Annotated in this window: 18 protein-coding genes, 1 tRNA gene and 4 pseudogenes; 12 read left to right on the top strand and 11 right to left on the bottom strand. The window is 67.5% G+C overall.

The window, feature by feature from the left end:
* Positions 1-367 precede the first annotated feature (367 nt).
* The 10 genes and pseudogenes from H0I39_RS12220 to H0I39_RS12175 all read left to right on the top strand — a co-directional run bounded on the left by H0I39_RS12220 (position 368) and on the right by H0I39_RS12175 (position 9323).
* On the top strand, positions 368-883 hold the full coding sequence (locus tag H0I39_RS12220; RefSeq protein ID WP_180550672.1) for a CoA-binding protein: 516 nt from the start codon (positions 368-370) through the stop codon (positions 881-883).
* Between the two features lie 25 nt (positions 884-908).
* Positions 909-1529, top strand: a complete 621-nt coding sequence (locus H0I39_RS12215; protein ID WP_180550671.1) for a redoxin domain-containing protein — start codon at positions 909-911, stop codon at positions 1527-1529.
* Positions 1530-1712: 183 nt separating this feature from the next.
* On the top strand, positions 1713-3044 hold the full coding sequence (locus tag H0I39_RS12210) for an O-acetylhomoserine aminocarboxypropyltransferase/cysteine synthase family protein (protein ID WP_180550670.1): 1332 nt from the start codon (positions 1713-1715) through the stop codon (positions 3042-3044).
* On the top strand, positions 3041-3478 hold the full coding sequence (locus tag H0I39_RS12205; protein ID WP_180550669.1) for a hypothetical protein: 438 nt from the start codon (positions 3041-3043) through the stop codon (positions 3476-3478). The genes H0I39_RS12210 and H0I39_RS12205 overlap by 4 nt, the downstream gene beginning before the upstream one ends.
* 5 nt (positions 3479-3483) lie before the next feature.
* A complete protein-coding gene (locus H0I39_RS12200) occupies positions 3484-4062 on the top strand; it encodes an N-acetylmuramoyl-L-alanine amidase (protein WP_180550668.1) in 579 nt (192 codons plus the stop codon).
* Positions 4063-4139: 77 nt separating this feature from the next.
* Positions 4140-4511 carry a hypothetical protein gene (locus H0I39_RS12195; protein WP_180550667.1) on the top strand — a complete coding sequence of 124 codons (372 nt, stop codon included), beginning with the start codon at positions 4140-4142 and terminating at the stop codon, positions 4509-4511.
* 22 nt (positions 4512-4533) lie between these two features.
* Positions 4534-4986 (top strand): DUF3592 domain-containing protein, encoded by a 453-nt coding sequence (locus tag H0I39_RS12190; RefSeq protein WP_180550666.1) that lies wholly within the window; start codon positions 4534-4536, stop codon positions 4984-4986.
* A 131-nt stretch (positions 4987-5117) separates the two neighbouring features.
* Positions 5118-6302, top strand: coding sequence for a uroporphyrinogen decarboxylase (gene hemE / locus H0I39_RS12185; protein ID WP_180550665.1), 1185 nt, complete (start codon positions 5118-5120; stop codon positions 6300-6302).
* 391 nt (positions 6303-6693) lie between these two features.
* A pseudogene (gene priA, locus H0I39_RS12180) lies at positions 6694-8807 on the top strand (replication restart helicase PriA).
* Between the two features lie 153 nt (positions 8808-8960).
* Positions 8961-9323: a hypothetical protein gene (locus tag H0I39_RS12175; protein ID WP_180550664.1), complete on the top strand. Its 363-nt coding sequence runs from the start codon at positions 8961-8963 to the stop codon at positions 9321-9323.
* Positions 9324-9581: 258 nt separating this feature from the next.
* Here H0I39_RS12175 and H0I39_RS12170 read toward each other — a convergent pair whose 3' ends face one another.
* Together H0I39_RS12170 and H0I39_RS12165 are read right to left on the bottom strand one after the other, a co-directional pair.
* Positions 9582-10559, bottom strand: coding sequence for an AEC family transporter (locus H0I39_RS12170; protein WP_180550663.1), 978 nt, complete (start codon positions 10557-10559; stop codon positions 9582-9584).
* 105 nt (positions 10560-10664) lie between these two features.
* Positions 10665-11273 (bottom strand): chalcone isomerase family protein, encoded by a 609-nt coding sequence (locus H0I39_RS12165; RefSeq protein WP_180550662.1) that lies wholly within the window; start codon positions 11271-11273, stop codon positions 10665-10667.
* Positions 11274-11525: 252 nt separating this feature from the next.
* Here H0I39_RS12165 and H0I39_RS12160 point away from each other — a divergent pair.
* Together H0I39_RS12160 and H0I39_RS12155 are read left to right on the top strand one after the other, a co-directional pair.
* Positions 11526-13586: pseudogene (locus H0I39_RS12160) on the top strand (ATP-dependent helicase).
* Positions 13587-13707: 121 nt separating this feature from the next.
* A complete protein-coding gene (locus tag H0I39_RS12155; RefSeq protein ID WP_180550661.1) occupies positions 13708-14076 on the top strand; it encodes a hypothetical protein in 369 nt (122 codons plus the stop codon).
* Positions 14077-14263: 187 nt separating this feature from the next.
* Here the strand turns inward: H0I39_RS12155 and H0I39_RS12150 are convergent.
* The 9 genes and pseudogenes from H0I39_RS12150 to rplO form a co-directional block, all read right to left on the bottom strand.
* Positions 14264-14340: transfer RNA gene (locus H0I39_RS12150), tRNA-Met, on the bottom strand.
* 22 nt (positions 14341-14362) lie between these two features.
* Complete coding sequence (gene rplQ, locus H0I39_RS12145) at positions 14363-14749, bottom strand: 50S ribosomal protein L17 (RefSeq protein WP_180550660.1); 387 nt, start codon at positions 14747-14749, stop codon at positions 14363-14365.
* A gap of 208 nt (positions 14750-14957) precedes the next feature.
* Positions 14958-15952 (bottom strand): annotated as a pseudogene (locus H0I39_RS12140) (DNA-directed RNA polymerase subunit alpha).
* A 112-nt stretch (positions 15953-16064) separates the two neighbouring features.
* Entirely contained in the window at positions 16065-16688 is a 624-nt protein-coding gene (gene rpsD / locus H0I39_RS12135; RefSeq protein ID WP_180550659.1) for a 30S ribosomal protein S4, read from the bottom strand.
* A gap of 131 nt (positions 16689-16819) precedes the next feature.
* Positions 16820-17224, bottom strand: coding sequence for a 30S ribosomal protein S11 (rpsK, locus tag H0I39_RS12130; RefSeq protein ID WP_180550658.1), 405 nt, complete (start codon positions 17222-17224; stop codon positions 16820-16822).
* A gap of 17 nt (positions 17225-17241) precedes the next feature.
* Positions 17242-17605, bottom strand: a pseudogene (rpsM, locus tag H0I39_RS12125) (30S ribosomal protein S13).
* 36 nt (positions 17606-17641) lie between these two features.
* Entirely contained in the window at positions 17642-17755 is a 114-nt protein-coding gene (rpmJ, locus tag H0I39_RS12120; protein ID WP_011481465.1) for a 50S ribosomal protein L36, read from the bottom strand.
* 66 nt (positions 17756-17821) lie between these two features.
* A complete protein-coding gene (gene secY / locus H0I39_RS12115; RefSeq protein ID WP_180550657.1) occupies positions 17822-19141 on the bottom strand; it encodes a preprotein translocase subunit SecY in 1320 nt (439 codons plus the stop codon).
* A 26-nt stretch (positions 19142-19167) separates the two neighbouring features.
* Positions 19168-19599 carry a 50S ribosomal protein L15 gene (gene rplO, locus H0I39_RS12110; RefSeq protein WP_180550656.1) on the bottom strand — a complete coding sequence of 144 codons (432 nt, stop codon included), beginning with the start codon at positions 19597-19599 and terminating at the stop codon, positions 19168-19170.
* Positions 19600-19607 lie beyond the last annotated feature (8 nt).

The following is a 19607-nucleotide window of genomic DNA, read 5'->3' as shown; positions in this document are numbered from 1 at the left end:
GCGCGGCGTGCGCGACCCGGCAAGCGTAAACCCTTATTTTGAACGGGGTCTTGATCCAGCCTAACGGTTTTCTTCGCCACGCGCGTGTCGGCAGCGGCAGATGCCGCGTCGCCACGGCCAGAATGCGTCAAATTCGCCGCGACCGGTGCAGGATGCGGGGCGGCGCCGGCCGGCGCGCAGCAACGAACCAGCCACGCTGGCGTCTGCGCCGACAGGGAGGGCGAAAGCGTTGCGGGACAGCGCAGCGCAACCACATACTCCCACCCATGACTATCTCCATCGCTTGTCAATAGGGCGCAAGAAACAGATACCCCCATCAGAATCTGTCTGATCCAGGCCCCCAGCCCCGCCTGCGTACACTGCGACCATGGCCCGCACCCCCGACACCATCTCCACCCTGCGCCGCGTGCTGAACGAGTGCCGCACGCTGGCCGTGGTCGGCCTGTCGCCGCAATGGCACCGGCCCAGCTTCTTTGCCGCCAAGTACATGCAGGCACACGGCTACCGCATCGTGCCGGTGAACCCGCTGGTCGCCCGGGACGGCGGCAGCATCCTGGGCGAGCGCGCCTGGGCCAGCGTGCGCGAGGCCGATGCCGCCATCCGCGCCGAAGGTGGGCGCATCGACATGGTGGACTGCTTCCGCAAGGCCGAGGACATTCCGCCGCTGGCCGAGGACGCCGTCGCCATCGGCGCGAAATGCCTGTGGCTGCAGCTTGGCGTGGTCAACGAGGACGCCGCACGCGTGGCCGAGGACGCCGGCCTGCTCGTCATCCAGAACCGCTGCGTGAAGATCGAGCACGCGCGCCTGTTCGGCGGGCTGGGCTGGGCGGGCGTGAACACCCGCGTGATTTCGGCCAAGCGCCCGCAAGTTCTGCCGTACTGATCCCGCCGCATTGACAAGGCCCCTCATGACCGCCCTGCACCGCCGCACCCTGCTTTCCACCGCCGCCCTGCTTGCGCTGGGTGCGCACCTGCCCGCCCGCGCCGCCCGCGTGGGCCAGCCCGCGCCCGACTTCAGCCTGCCCGATACCAGTGGCAAGACGGTGCGGCTGGCCGATTTCCGCGGCCAATTCGTGGTGCTGGAATGGACCAACCCCGGCTGCCCCTTCGTGCGCAAGCACTACGAGAGCGGCAACATGGGCGCCACGCAAAAGCTGGCGCGCGAGCAGGGCCTGGTGTGGCTGGCCATCAACTCCACCGAGACCATGAGCGGTGACTACCTGGAGCCACCCAAGCTGGCCGACTGGGTGAAGCAGCGCCAGGGCACGCCCACCGCCGTGCTGATGGACCCCGAGGGCAGCACCGGCCGCGCCTACGACGCCAAGGTCACGCCGCACCTGTACATCGTCGACCCGCAGGGCACGCTGGTGTATGCGGGCGGCATCGACAGCATTCCTTCAGCGCGTGTGTCCGATATCGAAAAGGCCACCAACTACGTGAAGGCGGCGCTGGGCGACATTGCGGCGAAGCGACAGATTGCGCAGGCCGTGACCAAGCCTTACGGCTGCGTCATCAAATATAAAACGTGAGGCACCCCTGAGTCGCTGGGGCGCCTTCCCCTCTGCTGCGCGAGGGGGACACAGCCAGTGGTCGGCGCAGGTCCGGCCACGGCTGTCGCTGATATGGCCTGCTCCACGGCCCTTCGATGGAGACTGTTGAAATTCCTGTTTTGATAGCTACTCGCGCTTTCTACACAAGCGCTGGAGGCCGATTTGACTGATAAACCCCATCACCCACCCAGCGGCGCCGACCGCGACTTCGGCTTCGCCACCCGCGCCATCCACGCCGCCGCCGTGCCCGATCCGGTGACGGGCGCGCGCGCCACGCCCATCCACCAGAGCACCAGCTTCGTGTTCGACAGCGCCGAGCACGCCTCCAGCCTGTTCAACCTGCAGACCTTCGGCAACGTCTATTCGCGCATCAGCAACCCCACCGTGGCCGTGTTCGAGGAGCGCATGGCCGCGCTGGAAAACGGCCGCGCGGCGCTGGCCTGCGCCAGCGGCATGGCAGCGCAGATGACGGCGCTGCTGGCCATCCTGAAAAGCGGCGACCACATCGTGGCCGCCAGCACGCTGTATGGCGGCACGGTGGGGCAACTGGGCGTGGGCTTTGCGCGGCTGGGCATCGAGACCACCTTCGTCGACCCATCGAAGCCCGAGCACTTCGCCGCCGCCATCCGCCCCAACACCCGCGCGCTGTATGGCGAGACCATCGGCAACCCGCTGGTCAACGTGCTCGACATCACCGCCATTGCGGACGTGGCGCACGCCCACGGCCTGCCGCTGGTCATCGACAACACCGTCGCCAGTCCCTACCTGTGCAACCCGTGCGACCTGGGTGCCGACATCGTGGTGCACAGCGCCACCAAGTACATCGGCGGCCACGGCACCACCATGGGCGGCGTCATCGTCGAAAGCGGCCGCTTCGCCTGGGACAACGGCCACTTCCCCGAGATGGTCGAGCCCAGCCGCGCCTACCACGGCGTGAAGTTCTACGAGACCTTCGGCGACTTCGGCTACACCATGAAGGCGCGCATGGAAGTCAACCGCACGTTTGGCGCCGTGCTCTCGCCGCTGTCGGCCTGGCTGCTGCTGCAGGGCGCCGAGACCCTGCACCTGCGCATGCGCGAGCACTGCCGCAACGCGCGCCGCGTGGCGGAGTTTCTGCAGAAGCACCCGCGCGTGGCCTGGGTGAACTACCCCGGCCTGCCCGATTCGCCTTACTACGAATTGGCGAGCAAGCAATTCAGGCCGGTCGATGGCCAACCCGGCGCCTCGGGCATCCTCACCTTCGGCATCCAGGGCGGCGCCGCGGCGGGCGAGCGCTTCATCGACGCCTGCGAATTCCTCAGCCACCTGGCCAACATCGGCGATGCCAAGACGCTGGTGATCCACCCCGCCTCCACCACGCATCGACAGTTGAACGACGAAGAACTGCAGCGCGCGGGTGTCAGCGCCGACATGATCCGCCTGTCCGTCGGCATCGAGGACATCGACGACATCCTGTGGGACATCGACCAGGCGCTGGGCCGCGCCACCGCATGAACCCCACCGGCGCCGCGCCACCGGCCGCGCTGCCGCGCCGCCTGCGCCTGCGCACCGCGGCCGGTGCGCTGGGCGCCTGGCTGCTGGCGTGCACGCTGCTGCCGGCGCTGGTGCTGTCGGGGCGCGGCAACGTGAGCCCGTATTTCGTCCAGCCGTTCCTGATGCTGGGGCTGGTGGGCGGTGTGCTGCACGCGCTGCTGGTGCTGCTGGCGCCGCCCCGGCTGGCGGCATCGCCCATCACCGCCCTGCTGGTGGGCTTCTGGGCGCTGCTGCTGGCCACGTTCACCTGGCTGGTGCCGGATGGCAGCGGGCAGGGCGTGAACCTCGAAGGCATCGAATGGGTGATCGGCGGCGTCAGCCTGCTGGGCATGGCCACGGCGCTGGGCGTGTGCGGGCTGTGGCTGCGGCCTCGCCTGCAGCACTTCACAGGATGATGACGATGACCCAGGGATGGCGGTGCGCAGTCGCCGTACTGGTGCTGCTGGCCTGCCTGGCCTCGCCCGCCCACGCGCGCCGCAGCGGCGCGCCGCGCACGCAGCCGGTCGACATGGTGGTCATCCACTCCACCGGCGGCCCCACCTGCAATGCGCAAGGCCAACCGATCTGGGTGCCGGCGGGCGAGCTGGCGGAGAACCTGCGCCAGATCGGAGCCCACCCGCGCCTGGGCATCCACTGGATGATCGACCGCGATGGCAGCACGCGCGCCAGCGTGCCTGAATCGCAGGTGGCGCACCACGTGCTCACGCACAGCCGCCGGTCGATCGCCGTCGAGCTGATCAACGACGGCGACGGGCGCGACCCCTTTCCGCCGGCACAGATCGACGCCCTGGTGGCGCTGCTGCAGGGCATCGCGCAGCGCCACCCGCAGGTGACGCGTCGCAGCATCCAACGCCATTCCGACCTGGACCGCGGCCGCATGCCGTGCGCACCCGAGCGGCGCCGCAAGGTCGACCCTGGGGCGGCCTATCCGCACCAGGCAGTGATCGAGCGCGCATTCGGTCACGCCCCAGCACGGTGACGTGTCGGCCGGGCGGCCGGCTGGTGCGTTGAAGCGGCTGTGCTGTCACACATCCCCATCGCCTGAAAGCCCCTGCCATGCGCCGCTGCACCGCCTTCGCCACCGCCCTGGCCCTGACCGCCGGCCTGAGCCTGCCCGCCCATGCCGAACCGGGCGAGGCGCTGGACCGCCTGCTGGACGGCGGCGCGATGGAGTCGCTGGTGCTGCGCGCGCTGTCGGGCGTCGACTTCGACGCCCTGATCGGCGGCTTCGAGCAATCGGCCCAGGCCGCCGCCGAGGGCCGCGCGCCCGATGCGGCACAGATGGACAACACGCGCAAGCAGATCGAGCAGCAGATGGCGCAAACCGCCCCGGCGCTGGCACGCGATGCCGCCGGCCTGCTGGGCCCGGTGCTGCGTGAGATGCGCGCCGAACTGGCGCGCGAGATGGCCACCGCCGGCCGCTACTGAGCTGCTCGAGACGCGATTCTCTGTGGCAGGCGCGCTGCTGCTCTTCGTTGTTGAACTCATCTTAGTGGGTACTGGCCTTCTGGCGCTTTGGCGTCATCACCATTCGCGTTGGCGCGCGTGCGAGGGGCAGGTCGTATCGCACGATGCAGTGAGCGTGTCGACAGGCACGACAGGATCGCCGCTGTGGCGGCCAGTGGTCCGCTACACCTATGAGGTGCAAGGCCAGCACTTTTTCGGTGATCGCTACGCCTATTCGCGGGCCGAGGGCTTGGATGGTCAGGTGGCCGTGCGTGGCAGGTTGGCGCAGTACTATGCACCCGGCACAAAAATCATTGTGTGGCACCGTATTGACAGACCCAACATATCGATGCTTCATCTCCATGCCGCCCGATCACGAAGCCAGATGTGGGCCTTGGTGACCAGCGGTGTTTTGGTCGCTGGGGTTGGCATGCTTGTGTTGGTGATGGCTGCTTGACGCCCAACGTCGATGTCCTGACCGTCCTGACAGCGCGGCATGGATCAGCTGGAAGCGGCTAGGCGCTGGCCAGCAGATAAGGAAGGCAAGTTCGCGCAAGCTCCCTTGCACAAGACTGAGACAATGGGGGCATGACTTTCGCCCCTCTGCAAAACGACACCTTTCTGCGCGCCTGCCTGGGTCAGGCCACCGACCACACCCCCGTCTGGCTGATGCGCCAGGCCGGCCGCTACCTGCCCGAGTACTGCGCCACGCGCGCCCAGGCCGGCAGCTTCATGGGGCTGGCCACCAACGTCGATTACGCGACCGAAGTGACGCTGCAGCCGCTGGAGCGCTACCCGCTCGACGCCTCCATCCTGTTTTCCGACATCCTCACCGTGCCGGATGCCATGGGCCTGGGCCTGTCGTTCGCGCAGGGCGAGGGGCCGAAGTTCGAGAAGGTGGTGCGCGACGAGGCCGCCGTGGCCGAGTTGGCGGTGCCCGATATGGACAAGCTGCGCTACGTGTTCGATGCCGTCACCAGCATCCGCAAGGCGCTGAACGGCCGCGTGCCGCTGATCGGCTTCAGCGGCAGCCCGTGGACGCTGGCCTGCTACATGGTGGAAGGCGGCGGCAGCAGCGACTACCGCCACGTGAAGACGCTGATGTACGCGCGGCCCGACCTGATGCACCGCGTGCTGGCCGTCAACGCCGACGCCGTGGCGCAGTACCTGAACCTGCAGATCGACGCCGGTGCGCAGGCCGTGATGGTGTTTGACAGCTGGGGCGGTGTGCTGGCCGATGGCACCTTCCAGGACTTCAGCCTGGCCTACACCCGGCGCGTGCTGGCGCAGCTCAAGCGCACCGGCGCCGATGGCGCGGTGGTGCCGCGCATCGTGTTCACCAAGGGCGGCGGCCTGTGGCTGCCAGAGATGACGGCGCTGGACTGCGACGTGCTGGGCCTGGACTGGACCATGAACCTGGGCGCCGCGCGCCGCATCGTGGTCGATGCCGCACAGCAGAAAACTCCTGATTTCATAGCTGCTCGCGCCCAACCGGCGGGCGCTGAAGGCCAAAATGGCTTGAAATACACCGCCCCCAAGGCGCTGCAGGGCAACATCGACCCCAACGTGCTGTTCGCCCCGCCCGAGGCCATCCGCACCGAGGTGCGCAGCGTGCTCGACAGCTTTGGCCGCCCGCACACCTACCGCGCCGCGCCGGGCAGCACGCACATCTTCAACCTGGGCCACGGCATCAGCCAGTTCACGCCGCCCGAGCACGTGTCGCACCTGGTGGACGAGGTGCATGCCCATTCGCGCCGGCTGCGGGCCGCCTGAGCCGCCGGCACGCCGTAGGACGCCGCCTACCCGCGCCATGCCCGTGCGTCAAGGCCCACGGGCATGTTTTTTGTCCCGACGAAGCCCGCCGGGGCTTGACTTATGCACAAAAACGGGCGCGCGGCCGGGCGTCACGAGAAAGTCATCAACGCCTTGCTACAAAACGCGCAGCGCACGCAAGTTGTTGATTTCATTGAACTTCAAGTTTTGCTCTTTTGGCGGGCAGCGCAACGAAACCCTTGATTTTCAAGGCCTCGCGACCACCCACGGTGAATTTTCAACAAAGTTATCCACAGAAACTGGGCATGACTCAAGATCGACTTGCAAAACAACGACTTAAAGCCGAAAGTGGAAGTGATCTGGGTCAAGCCCTCCAGGGCCGCCCGAGCGCATGACCCACTGGCTGAGCATCGCCGTGCCCACCCCGGCGCACAGCGGGCTGGGCGAGCCGCTGACGTACGCCAGCCCAGCACCGCTGCCCCCGGCAGCATCGTGCGCGTGCCGCTGGGCGCGCGCGAGGTGCTGGGCGTGGTGTGGGGCGAGGCGCCCGCGCCGCCGCCCGAGCTGGTCGCGCAGGTGCGCCCCGTGGCCGGCGTGTTCGACGGCCTGGCGCCGCTGGCGGCCGAATGGCGGCAGCTGGTGGCCTTCACCGCACGCTACTACCAGCGCGCGCTGGGCGAGGTGGCACTGGCCGCCCTGCCGCCGCAGCTGCGCGGCCTGAGCGGCGTGCAGATGGCGCGGCGCCTGAAGCGCCCGCCGCCCGCGGCCGCGCCGGGCGTCGAGATCGCTATCGATAACGAAGCACTTACCGCAGACCAGACGGGCGCTCTGGCGCAAATTGACCAACAATCCGGCCCCTTCCTGCTGTTCGGCACCACCGGCAGCGGCAAGACCGAGGTCTACATGCGCGCCGCCGCCCGGGCCCTGGCCGCGCGCGCCGATGCGCAGGTGCTGGTGCTGGTGCCCGAGATCAACCTGACGCCGCAGCTGCTGGCGCGTTTTGCCGCGCGCTTTGGCGATGCCGCCGTGGTGGCCCTGCACAGCGGGCTGACGCCGGCGCAGCGCCTGGCCGCCTGGCTGGCGGCGCACAGCGGGCGCGCGCGCATCGTGCTGGGCACGCGGGTGGCGGTGCTGGCCTCGCTGCCGGGGCTGGCACTGATCGTGGTCGACGAGGAGCACGACCCCAGCTACAAGCAGCAGGAAGGCGCCCGCTATTCGGCGCGCGACCTGGCCCTGTACCGCGGCAAGCTGTGCGGGGCCAAGGTCATCCTGGGCTCGGCCACGCCGGCGCTGGAAAGCTGGCATGCCAGCGAGCCGGCACCGGATGGCCCCGGCCGCTACCTACGCCTGGCCATGCCGCGCCGCGTGGGCGTGGCGGCCGATGCCGACCCGCTGGCCGGCCTGCCGCGCGTGCGGCGGGTCGACATGTCGCGCCAGCCCAAGGGCACGCTGATCGCGCCGCCGCTGCTGGCGGCCATCGGCGAGCGCGTGTCGCGTGGTGAGCAGGCGCTGCTGCTGCTCAACCGCCGCGGCTGGGCGCCGGTGCTGCACTGCGCCGACTGCGGCTGGAAGAGCGAGTGCCCGCACTGCAGTGCCTACCGCGTGTTCCACAAGATCGACCGCACCCTGCGCTGCCACCATTGCGGCTTCACCCAGCGCGTGCCACGCGCCTGCCCGGATTGCGGCAACCTCGACATCGGCACCCTGGGGCGCGGCACCGAGCAGCTGGAGGAGCGCCTGGCCGAGCTGCTGGCCGGCGTCGCGCGGCCCGACGGCCAGCCGGCACGCATCGCCCGCATCGACGCCGATTCGACGCGCGGCAAGGGCCGGCTGGAGGCCAGCCTGGCCGACGTGCACGCCGGCGCCGTGGACGTGCTGGTGGGCACGCAGATGATCGCCAAGGGGCACGACTTTCGCCGCGTCACGCTGGTGGCGGCCGTCAACCCCGATGCGGCACTGTTCTCCAGCGACTTCCGCGCGCCCGAGCGCCTGTTCGCCCTGCTCATGCAGGCCGCCGGCCGCGCCGGGCGCGACGCCGCCCAGGGCGCCGCCAGCGAGATGTGGGTGCAGACCCACCACCCGCAGCACCCGCTGTTCGTGGCCCTGAAGGCGCACGACTACCCCGGCTTTGCCGCGCAGCAGCTGACCGAGCGTGCCCAGGCCGGGCTGCCGCCCTTCGCGCACCTGGCCCTGCTGCGGGCCGAAGCGCGCGGCCAGGAGGCCGCGCAGGGCTTTCTGGCCGCCTTGGCCCGGCAGGCACAGGACGCGCTGGCCGCCGACCCAGCGCTGGCCGCCGCGCTGGCCCAAGTCACCTGGTACCCCGCCGTACCCCTGGCGGTGCAGCGCGTGGCCAACATCGAGCGCGCCCAGATGCTGCTGGAAAGCCCCTCGCGCGCCGCCCTGCAGCGCGTGCTGGCGGCCTGCCAGCCGCTGCTGCACGCCCTGCGGTCCGAGCACCGCGCCATCGTGCGCTGGGCGGTGGACGTCGACCCGCTGGCGGTTTGACCGCGCGTCACACGCATGCGGCCTTGTCTGACAGGGGCCGGCCACGCGCAGGGCTAGAGTCTTTGGGTGCCGGCACGGGCGCTGCACAGGCGCCCGGCCCACCCTGAGGGCCATGGCCATTCCGGCCGGCCCAAGCCCAGAAAGGATTTCACAATGAAAAAGCTGTTCGCCCTGCTCGCCCTCTCCGGTGCCGTGGCCCTGCCCGCCGTGGCGCAGATGACGCCCGCCGAAACCAACCTGGACAAGAACGCCGCGCGCATGGAAAGCCGCAATGCCCGCGGCGGCCAGCTGACCGCCGTCAGCGCCGAGCAGGCCCAGGCCAACGCCCTGCAGCGCTGCGCCAACCTGCCTGCCATGTACAAGACCGATTGCGAAGCCCGCGTGAAGGGCCAGGGCCAGGTGTCCGGCAGCGTGATCGGTGGCGGCCTGGTGAAGGAAACCGTGACCACCCTGCCCCAGTCCGAGCTGGACGCCATGATGAAGAGCCACCAGCCGATGACGCTGCCGGCCCGCTGACCGGGCGCGGCTTCGGGCCGCCCTCGTCACCCCACGGCGACCCGCACTCGCGGCCGGTCGCCGTTTTGCTGGGCGCGCGTGTGGAGCGGGACGCGCGGCACGCGCCATGCGAGGGGGGACTTTCCAAATTTTTTAGATAACAAACAAGGCTTCAGCGCCCATTCATCTGGCGCAGCCAGCTATTTTTGATACCTTCAATCGACACCAAATGGCTATCGCCTGATTTACCCCCTCCGTAGCGCAGCACCAGCGCCGCCCTCAGCCAAGCAAGGCTACCACGGCCGAGAAGCTGAAGAAGGCCACCGCCGTCGACCACAGGATCACCCGCGCCACGCGGCCGTTGTCGGCGCCGAAGCGCTCGGCCAGCAGCGACACGTTGCTGGCCGCCGGCAGCGCCGCCGCCAGCACCAGCGGCACCAGCATGGCGGGCGCCAGCCAGCCCGCCCGCACCGCCAGCATGCCCAGGCCCCACACCAGCGCCGGGTGCACCAGCAACTTGGTGAAGGCGATGCTGCCCACGTCGCGCAGCGGCGACGGCCGCTCGCCCAGCGCCGCCACCTGGTATTGCGAGCGCGCCAGCACCGCGCCGATGGTGAACAGCGCCACCGGCGAAGCGGCATCGGCCAGCAGTTGCACCGTCTTGCCCACGGGCGCCCACAACTGCAGCCCCACGGCACCGGCCGCCGCGCCCAGCAGGATCGACCACGGCATGGGGTTGCGCAACATGCCCTTGAGCGCGCGGCCCACGGCCTGTGCGGCGCCATGGTCGCCACTGCCGCTGGGCCCCAGGTGCGCCAGGCCGATGCACAGCGATGTGGTGACCACCAGATCCAGCAGCAGCGTGGCCATGACCGGCCCCACGCCGCCCTCGCCCAGCAGCGCCAGGATCAGCGGCACGCCCATGAAGCCGGAATTGGGGAAGGCCGCCACCAGCGCGCCCATGGCGGCGTCGGGCCAGCCGGCGCCCAGCCGCCGCGCCCGCCAGGCGGTGGCGCCCACGATCAGCGCGCCGCTGAGCAGCCACAGCACCGCCACCACCGGGTTGAACAGCTGCATCAGCGGCGTCGTGCTGCCGAAGCGGTACAGCATGCAGGGCAGCGCGAAGTACAGCACGAACATGTTCAGGCCCGGCACCGCGTCGAGCGGCAGCAGGCGCGAGCGCGCCGCCAGGTAGCCGCACAGCACCAGGGCAAAGAACGGGAAGGTGACGGCGAAGATGCCGCTGAGCGCTTGCATGAAAGGCGGTGAGCGTAGCAAACCCGGGGCACCATCCGGCGCAGCGGCACAGAAAAAGCGCGGACGAGCCGCGCTTTGGGGGTGGCCGGGACGGGCGCGTGCGCCTCAGCCCTGGTGCAGTTGCTCCGTCTTCTTCGGCGGCGCGCCCAGCAGCAGCTCCTTCAGCTGGCTGTCGAGCGGCTTGGGGCCGACCCAGATACGCAGCACGGCCTCCATGAAGCCGGGTTCGGTGACGGTTTCGCCCTTCTGCACGCCGTTGATCAGGAACACCGTGCCCTTGCCCGGCACGTATTCCAGCGTGAAGGTCTGGCCGGCGGCAATTTTCTTCTCGGTGCTGAAGATGCGGCCCAGCTTGTCCATGTAGCCGGCCACGGCAATGGCGTGCGCCGGATCGGCGTTCTCGCGCATGCCGCGCACGAGCGACAGGCCTATCTGCTCGACCGGGAAGTCGCGCAGCGCCACGAAGCTGGCGCGCTTGGGGCCGGGCAGGCTGAGCAGTTGCTCGGGCGTGATGACCTTCTTCGCGGTGTACAGGCCCATCTCGTACACCGGGATCACGGTGCGGTAGCGCACGCCCTGGCCGTTGAGCTGCAAGGTCTGGCCGGCCAGCTGGGTGGTCGGCGCGAAGGCGGCGGAGCCCTGGGCCATCACCACCGGGGTGCCGAGCGCCAGCGCGGTGCCCAGCACCGCGCACTTCATCCAATGACTGATCATGTCTGGTTCCCTGAGCGTGACTTGTAAGGAAAGAAGCGCCGTCGCCTATGAACGGCAGTTCATGATTAAAAGCCACGCCGAAGGGTTTGCAACACACCTGCTGGCGCGCTTGGTGAACAACTGCACACTGCGTTCTGCCCTGTGCCACATCGGTGTCACAAACGCTGTGCCCACGCCACATTCGTGCCCGGCGGGTATCATGCGCCCTCCCCCGATGAGTGACTTTTGCGCCGCCAACTGGCCGGCCTTTGCATGACCGCTTCCCTCAACCTGTCCCAGCAAGACGCCGTCAACCACCTGCGCGGCCCCTGCCTGGTGCTGGCGGGCGCGGGCTCGGGCAAGACGCGGGTCATCACGCACAAGATCGCGCGCCTGATCCAGACCGGCGTGGAGGGCAAGCGCATCGCCGCCATCACCTTCACCAACAAGGCCGCCGCCGAGATGCGCGAGCGCGCGCGCGGCCTGGTGGGCAAGGCCGCGGGCGAGGTGCTGATCTGCACCTTCCACGCGCTGGGCGTGCGGCTGCTGCGCGAGGACGGCGCGGCGCTGGGGCTGAAACCGCAGTTCAGCATCCTCGACAGCGACGACGTGCTGAGCCTGCTGAAGGACTGCGGCGCCACCACCGACGCCGCCACCGCGCGCCAGTGGCAGTGGACCATCAGCGGCTGGAAGAACGCCGGCCTGGACGCCGCCGCCGCGCTGGCCCGCGCCGCCAGCGAGGGCGAACGCCAGACCGCGCAGCTGATGGCGCGCTACGAGGAACGCCTGGCCGCCTACCAGAGCGTGGATTTCGACGACCTGATCGGCCTGCCGCTGCGCATGCTTCAAAAACATGAGCAGATCGCGCAGAAGTGGCAGGCGCGGCTGGCCCATGTGCTGGTGGACGAATACCAGGACACCAACGCCACGCAGTACGAGCTGATGAAGCTGCTGGTGGGCGCGCGCGGCAGCTTCACCGCCGTGGGCGACGACGACCAGAGCATCTACGGCTGGCGCGGCGCCACGCTCGACAACCTGAAGCGCCTGCCGCACGACTACCCGGCGCTCAAGGTCATCAAGCTGGAGCAGAACTACCGCTCCACGGGCGCGATCCTGCGCGCGGCCAACAACGTCATCGGGCCGAACCCCAAGCTGTTTCCGAAGACGCTGTATTCCGAACTGGGCGAAGGCGAGCCGGTGCGCGTGGTCGACTGCGACCACGAGGCGCACGAGGCCGACCGCGCCGTGGCGCGCATCCAGAGCCTGCGCCAGACCTCGCCGCACAAGGAATGGCGCGACTTCGCCATCCTGTACCGCGCCAACCACCAGGCGCGCGTCTTCGAGCAGGCGCTGCGGCGGGCGCAGATACCGTACAAGGTGTCGGGCGGGCAGAGCTTTTCGACCGCGCCGAGATCAAGGACCTGTGCGCCTGGCTGCGCCTGTGGATCAACGAGGACGACGACCCGGCCTTCCTGCGCGCCGTCACCACGCCCAAGCGCGGCATCGGCCACCAGACGCTGGCGGCGCTGGGCGAGTTCGCCGCCAAGTCGCGCCTGTCGCTGTTTGGCGCGCTGTTCTCGCACTCCTTAAGTGCCGCGCTGCCGGCGCGCGCCGTGGGCAGCCTGCACGAGTTCGGGCGCGAGATCAACGACCTGCGCCACCGCGCCCAGCACACCGTGGGCCACGAGGCGGCGCGCGCCTTCCTGGCCGACTGGCTCAAGGCCATCGGCTACGAGCAGCACCTCTACGACACCTCCGACACCGAACCCCAGGCCGCCGCGCGCTGGACCAACGTGCTGGAGTTCTGCGACTGGATGGCCGGGCGCTGCGGCGGCCAGATCGACGACGCGGCCGGCGTCACCGTGACTGCCGAGCGCAAGACGCTGCTGGAGGTGGCGCAGACTATCTCGCTCATCTCGACGCTGAACGAACGCGAGCAGGACCCGAACGTGGTCACGCTGTCCACCCTGCACGCGGCCAAGGGCCTGGAATGGCCGCACGTGGTGCTGGCGGGCGTGATCGAGGGGCTGCTGCCCTTCCGCCCCGACGAGGACGCCGGCGCCGCCGCGCAGGCCGCGCGCATCGAGGAAGAGCGCCGGCTGATGTACGTCGGCATCACGCGCGCGCAGCGCACCCTGGCCGTGAGCTGGACGCGGCGCCGCAAGAAGGGCCGCGAGATCGTCGCCGCGCAGCCGAGCCGCTTCATCCCCGAAATGGCGCTCGACAAGACCACCGTGCGCGAAGACCCGCGCGAAACTCAAGGCGCTGCGCGCCGAGTTCGCGCAGCGCGCGTCGGAGCAGGCGGCGCGCAGCCCGCAGGGAACCACCCCATGATCAAGCCGCGATTGACTTCATTATTGATAGCTGCCAGCGCTTTATCTGCCTGTGCCGCAGGCCAAAACGCCATTGAAACCCGTGCGCCTGCCGCAACATCGACCGCCACCACAGGGGCGGATTGCCCCGACGTCACGCGCCTGCATGCCGCACAGTTGCACGGCAGCTGGGAGGTGGAGCTGGTGCAGGCGGGCCAGCGCGGCCAGCTCACGCTGCGCCAGCACCCGAATTCAGCGCCAGCCTGCGCGGCGAGTTCCGTTACGGCGGGCAGCGGTCGATTGCCTCGGGCGACGTCGAAGGCGGCGAATTCAACCTGGACGAATCGCGCGACGGCAAGACGCTGTTCGCCTTCTGGAGCGGCCAGTTGGTCCCCGCTGCCTGCGGCGCCGAGATCCGCGGCAAGTGGCAACCGCTGGCGCGCGAAGGGCAGCCTGTGCTGGCTGAAAGCGACTTCATCCTGCGCCGCGCACGCGGTGGCACGGGCTGGTAACGCTTCTCCATCTATAGCGCCTCGCGCACGTTCCACAGCGATTTCAGGCCATTTCTTCTTGAAAACAAGTCCCGACGTGCGCAAGCAACTATCAATATAGAAGCATCGACGGCCGGCGAAGTAGCCTGAGCTGCTGCGACCGGCCACAAAAAGCCCGCTGTGATCAGCGGGCTTCTTGTCAGGTATTTGGTTGCGCGAGAAGGATTTGAACCTCCGACCTTTGGGTTATGAGCCCAACGAGCTACCAGACTGCTCCATCGCGCGGTAAGCCTGAGATTATAACAGATTATTCAGCCGCTTGTTCGCCATCCGCTTCGGGGCGATCCACCAGCTCGACGAAAGCCATGGGGGCGTTGTCGCCGACGCGGAAGCCCATCTTCAGGATGCGCGTGTAGCCGCCCGGGCGGGCGTTGTATCGTGGGCCCAGTTCGGTGAACAGCTTGGCCACACTGGCGTCGTCGCGCAGGCGGGCGAAGGCCAGGCGGCGGTTGGCCACGCTGTCGTTCTTGGCCAGCGTGATCATGGGCTCGACCACGCGGCGCAGTTCCTTGGCCTTGGGCACGGTGGTCTTGATCGCCTCGTGCTCGATCAGCGAGTTCATCATGTTGCGCAGCATCGCCTGGCGGTGCGCGCTGGTGCGGTTGAGTTTGCGAAGGCCGTTGCCGTGACGCATGGTGCTTTTCCTTTCAGGTTTCTTTATTAACAGGACCGCCGGATCAGGTACGGCCCTTGCACTGGTGTGCCCTTTTGAAAGGGCGGACTACTTAAAAAAACAGATGGCCGCGGAGCAGGCCATGCGAGGGCGCCGTGGAACGGGCTTGGCCCGGCCACTGGCGCCGTCCCCTCAGGGGAAGGCGCGCCAGCGCCTCAGGGGAGCTTGTTTACCTCTTGTCCAGACCGGACGGCGGCCAGTTCTCCAGCTTCATGCCGAGGGTGAGGCCACGCGAAGCCAGCACTTCCTTGATCTCGTTGAGCGACTTGCGACCCAGGTTCGGGGTCTTGAGCAACTCGTTCTCGGTACGCTGGATCAGGTCGCCGATGTAGTAGATGTTCTCGGCCTTCAGGCAGTTGGCCGAACGCACCGTCAGTTCCAACTCGTCCACCGGACGCAGCAGGATCGGGTCGAAGCTGGCGGCGCCGCTGCGCTGCTGCGTCGTCTCGAAAATTTCACCGATCGCGCTGCCTTCCAGCTGCGCGAACACCGCCAGCTGCTCGACCAGAATCTTGGCGGATGCGCGCACCGCTTCCTCGGCGTTGATGGCACCGTTGGTCTCGATCTCCATCACCAGCTTGTCGAGATCGGTGCGCTGCTCCACGCGGGCGTTCTCGACCGCGTAGCTCACGCGCCGGACCGGCGAGAACGAGGCATCCAGAACGATGCGGCCGATCGACTTGGTCGGCTCGTCGGCGTAGCGGCGCAGCGTGCCGGGCACGTAGCCACGGCCCTTCTCGACCTTGATCTGCATGTCGAGCTTGCCGCCCTGCGACAGGTTGGCGATGACGTGCTCGGGGTTGATGATCTCGACGTCGTGCGGCGTCTGGATGTCGGCGGCCGTGACCACGCCGTCGCCATCCTTGCGCAGCTCAGCGTGACTTCGTCGCGGTTGTGCAGCTTGAACACCACGCCCTTCAGGTTGAGCAGGATGTTGACCACGTCTTCCTGCACGCCGTCGATGGACGAGTACTCGTGCAGCACGCCGGCGATCGTCACTTCGGTGGGCGCGTAGCCGACCATCGACGACAGCAGCACACGGCGCAGCGCGTTGCCCAGGGTGTGGCCGTAGCCGCGTTCGAACGGCTCGAGCGTGACCTTCGCCTTGTTGTGGCCCAGGGGCTCGACGTTGATCGCTTTGGGTTTCAGCAGTTGGGTTTGCATTTTTCCTAGACTTCCTCTCAATACCCCCGGCTCGTTACACCGGTAAGGCTGGTGAAGCGCCAAACCCGCCAGGGCGGCGGGTCGGATGAGATGGCGCGCTGAAACTCAAGGATCAGCGCGAATAGAGTTCGACGATCAGCGATTCGTTGATGTCGGCACCGAATTCATCGCGATCCGGCACCTTCTTGAAGGTGCCCTCGACCTTGTCGGTGCTGACCTCGACCCAGGACGGAAAGCCCACCTGGCCGGCCAGTTGCATGGCCTCCAGCACGCGGGTCTGCTTCTTCGACTTCTCGCGCACGGCGATCACGTCGCCGGTCTTGACCAGATACGACGGGATGTTCACCGGCTGGCCATTCACCGTGACGGCCTTGTGCGACACCAGCTGGCGCGCTTCGGCGCGGGTGGAGCCGAAGCCCATGCGGTACACCACGTTGTCCAGGCGCGACTCGAGCAGGAACAGCAGGTTGGCACCGGTGTTGCCACGGCGGCGCTCGGCTTCCGCGAAGTAGCGGCGGAACTGCTTCTCCAGCACGCCGTACATGCGCTTGACCTTCTGCTTCTCGCGCAGCTGCAGGCCGTAGTCGGACGTGCGCTGGCCCGAAGTGCGGCCGTGCTGGCCGGGCTTGGTGTCGAACTTGGCCTTGTCGCTGATCGAGCGGCGTGCGCTCTTCAGGAACAGGTCGGTGCCTTCACGGCGGGAAAGTTTGGCTTTGGGGCCGAGGTAACGTGCCACGTGGGTTTCCTTGAAGTTGTCTGCCCCGGCCGCTTGCCGGGGAGCCGTCTGCATGCAAGCGGACGGCGGTGGGCTTAACGAAAAACAAAGGACACGGCATGCGCAGCAATGCCGTGTTGACCCTTCGTTATTTAGATCCTGCGGCGCTTCTGCGGACGGCAACCGTTGTGCGGCACCGGCGTCACGTCGGAGATGGACGTGATGCGGATGCCCAGTGCGGCCAGTGCACGCACCGAAGACTCGCGACCGGGGCCGGGGCCCTTGATCTCGACATCCAGGTTCTTGATGCCTTGTTCCATCGCCGCACGGCCGGCCACTTCGGAGGCCACCTGGGCCGCGAAAGGCGTCGACTTGCGCGAACCCTTGAAGCCCTGGCCGCCCGACGATGCCCACGACAAGGCGTTGCCCTGGCGGTCGGTGATGGTGATGATGGTGTTGTTGAACGATGCGTGCACGTGGGCAATGCCGTCCGAAATGTTCTTGCGGACTTTCTTGCGTACGCGCTGCGCGGCGTTGCTGGCGGGTGCTCTGGCCATGTCTTAGCGTTCCTTGATTATTTCTTCAGCGCCTGCGCGGCCTTGCGCGGCCCTTGCGGGTGCGTGCGTTGGTGCGCGTGCGTTGGCCGCGCATGGGCAGGCCGCGGCGATGACGGAAACCGCGGTAGCAGCCGATGTCCATCAGGCGCTTGATGTTCATCGTGGTTTCGCGGCGCAGGTCGCCTTCGATGATGAACTGGGCGATCGCGTCACGGATTTTTCCTGATCAGCGTCCGTCAGGTCCTTGATCTTCTTGGCGTACGGAATGCCGCAGGCCTCGCAGATCTGGCGGGCGCGCGAACGGCCGATGCCGTAGATCGCGGTCAGGCCGATCTCGGCGTGCTTGTGCGGCGGAATGTTGATACCAGCAATACGTGCCATGGTCTATCCTCTTGAACTCTAGCGGGCGCTAACCCATCAACCCTGGCGCTGCTTGTGGCGCGGGTCGGTGCAGATCACGCGCACGACGCCCTTGCGGCGGATGATCTTGCAGTTGCGGCAAATCTTCTTGACCGAAGCTGAAACTCTCATTTCACTCTCCTAAAACTTTCTTTGTTCAGCCGGCGCCACGCAGGCACCACTGAACACCAATTTCCGTCAGCCGTTGAGCGTTGTCTTGAAGTTGGCCTTCTTGAGCAACGATTCGTATTGCTGGCTCATCATGTAGTTCTGCACCTGGGCCATGAAATCCATGGTCACCACCACCAGAATCAGCAACGAGGTGCCGCCGAAGTAGAACGGCACGTTGTAGCGCAGGATCAGGAACTCCGGCAGAAGGCACACCGCCGTGATGTAGATCGCACCAGCCAAGGTCAGGCGCATCAGGATCTTGTCGATGTAGCGCGCCGTCTGATCACCTGGACGAATGCCGGGAATGAACGCACCGCTCTTCTTCAGGTTGTCTGCCGTCTCACGGCTGTTGAACACCAGGCCCGTGTAGAAGAAGCAGAAGAAGATGATGGCCGCCGCGTACAGCATGACATAGATCGGCTGGCCCGGTGTCAAGGTACCGGCAAGGTCCTTCAACCAGCGCATCGAATCACCGGCGCTGAACCAACCCACGACGGTGGCCGGGAGCAGGATGATCGACGACGCAAAGATCGGCGGGATCACACCGGCCATGTTCAGCTTCAGCGGCAGGTGCGACGACTGGCCACCATACACCTTGTTGCCCACCTGGCGCCGCGCATAGTTGACCAGAATCTTGCGCTGGCCGCGCTCGATGAACACCACGAAGTAGGTCACCAGGCACACCAAGGCCACGATGAACAGCGCGATGATGACGCTCATCGCACCGGTGCGCACCAATTCCATCAAGCCACCGACCGCGTTCGGCAGGCCTGCGGCGATGCCGGCGAAGATCAGGATCGAGATACCGTTGCCCAAGCCCCGCTCGGTGATCTGCTCGCCCAGCCACATCAGAAACATGGTGCCGGCCGTCAGGCTGACCACCGCGGTCATGCGGAAACCCCAGCCCGGGCTGACCACCAGGCCCTGCGACGTTTCCAGCGCAACGGCGATGCCGAACGACTGGAACAGCGCCAGCGCCAGCGTGCCGTAGCGCGTCAGCTGGGTGATCTTGCGACGCCCTGCCTCGCCTTCCTTCTTCATCTGCTCGAAGGTCGGCACCACATAGGTCATCAACTGCATGATGATCGATGCGGAGATGTAGGGCATGATGCCCAGGGCGAACACCGTGAAGCGCGACAGTGCACCACCCGAGAACATGTTGAACAGGTTCAGGATGCCGCCCTGCTGGCCCTGGAACAGCTGACGCAGCTGGTCCGGGTTGATGCCGGGCACGGGAATGTGCGCGCCGATGCGGTACACGACCAGCGCGAGCAGCAGGAAGACCAGGCGGCGACGCAGGTCGCCGTACTTGCCGGTCTTCGCGATTTGCGGTCCGCTGGTGGCCACTACTCAATACCTCTGACTTGAAACACTCAGGCCAGCGAGCCGCCAGCCGCCTCGATGGCAGCCTTGGCACCCGCAGTCGCGCCCACGCCCGTCAGCTTGACGGCCTTGGTGAGTTCGCCCGACTTGATGACCTTGACGACCTTGGCGATCGCGCGCACGAGACCAGCCTGCTTGAGTACCAGCAGGTCAACCTCCGCAGCACCCAGGCGCTCGAGATCCGACAGGGTCACTTCGGCGTTGTACTTGAGCGAGGCCGACTTGAAGCCGCGCTTGGGCAGGCGACGCTGCAGCGGCATCTGGCCGCCTTCGAAGCCAACCTTGTGATAGCCGCCGGCACGCGACTTCTGGCCCTTGTGGCCGCGACCAGCGGTCTTGCCCAGGCCGGAGCCGATGCCACGCCCCACGCGGCGGCGCACGCGCTTGGCGCCGTCGGCAGGTTTGATGGTGTTGAGTTCCATGATCCGAT

This window comes from Ottowia beijingensis (assembly GCF_013423955.1).
In the GTDB taxonomy this organism is placed as follows: Bacteria; Pseudomonadota; Gammaproteobacteria; order Burkholderiales; family Burkholderiaceae_C; genus Ottowia; species Ottowia beijingensis.
This window is presented reverse-complemented; position numbering and strand designations above follow the sequence as displayed.

Coding starts and splice junctions, on each gene's coding strand:
- H0I39_RS12205 (WP_180550669.1), top strand. CDS start 3,041: ATGAACCCCACCGGCGCCGCGCCACCGGCCGCGCTGCCGCGCCGCCTG.
- H0I39_RS12175 (WP_180550664.1), top strand. CDS start 8,961: ATGAAAAAGCTGTTCGCCCTGCTCGCCCTCTCCGGTGCCGTGGCCCTG.
- rpsK (WP_180550658.1), bottom strand. CDS start 17,224: ATGGCCAGAGCACCCGCCAGCAACGCCGCGCAGCGCGTACGCAAGAAA.
- rplO (WP_180550656.1), bottom strand. CDS start 19,599: ATGGAACTCAACACCATCAAACCTGCCGACGGCGCCAAGCGCGTGCGC.
- H0I39_RS12220 (WP_180550672.1), top strand. CDS start 368: ATGGCCCGCACCCCCGACACCATCTCCACCCTGCGCCGCGTGCTGAAC.
- H0I39_RS12200 (WP_180550668.1), top strand. CDS start 3,484: ATGACCCAGGGATGGCGGTGCGCAGTCGCCGTACTGGTGCTGCTGGCC.
- rpmJ (WP_011481465.1), bottom strand. CDS start 17,755: ATGAGAGTTTCAGCTTCGGTCAAGAAGATTTGCCGCAACTGCAAGATC.
- H0I39_RS12215 (WP_180550671.1), top strand. CDS start 909: ATGACCGCCCTGCACCGCCGCACCCTGCTTTCCACCGCCGCCCTGCTT.
- H0I39_RS12170 (WP_180550663.1), bottom strand. CDS start 10,559: ATGCAAGCGCTCAGCGGCATCTTCGCCGTCACCTTCCCGTTCTTTGCC.
- rplQ (WP_180550660.1), bottom strand. CDS start 14,749: ATGCGTCACGGCAACGGCCTTCGCAAACTCAACCGCACCAGCGCGCAC.
- H0I39_RS12165 (WP_180550662.1), bottom strand. CDS start 11,273: ATGATCAGTCATTGGATGAAGTGCGCGGTGCTGGGCACCGCGCTGGCG.
- hemE (WP_180550665.1), top strand. CDS start 5,118: ATGACTTTCGCCCCTCTGCAAAACGACACCTTTCTGCGCGCCTGCCTG.
- H0I39_RS12195 (WP_180550667.1), top strand. CDS start 4,140: ATGCGCCGCTGCACCGCCTTCGCCACCGCCCTGGCCCTGACCGCCGGC.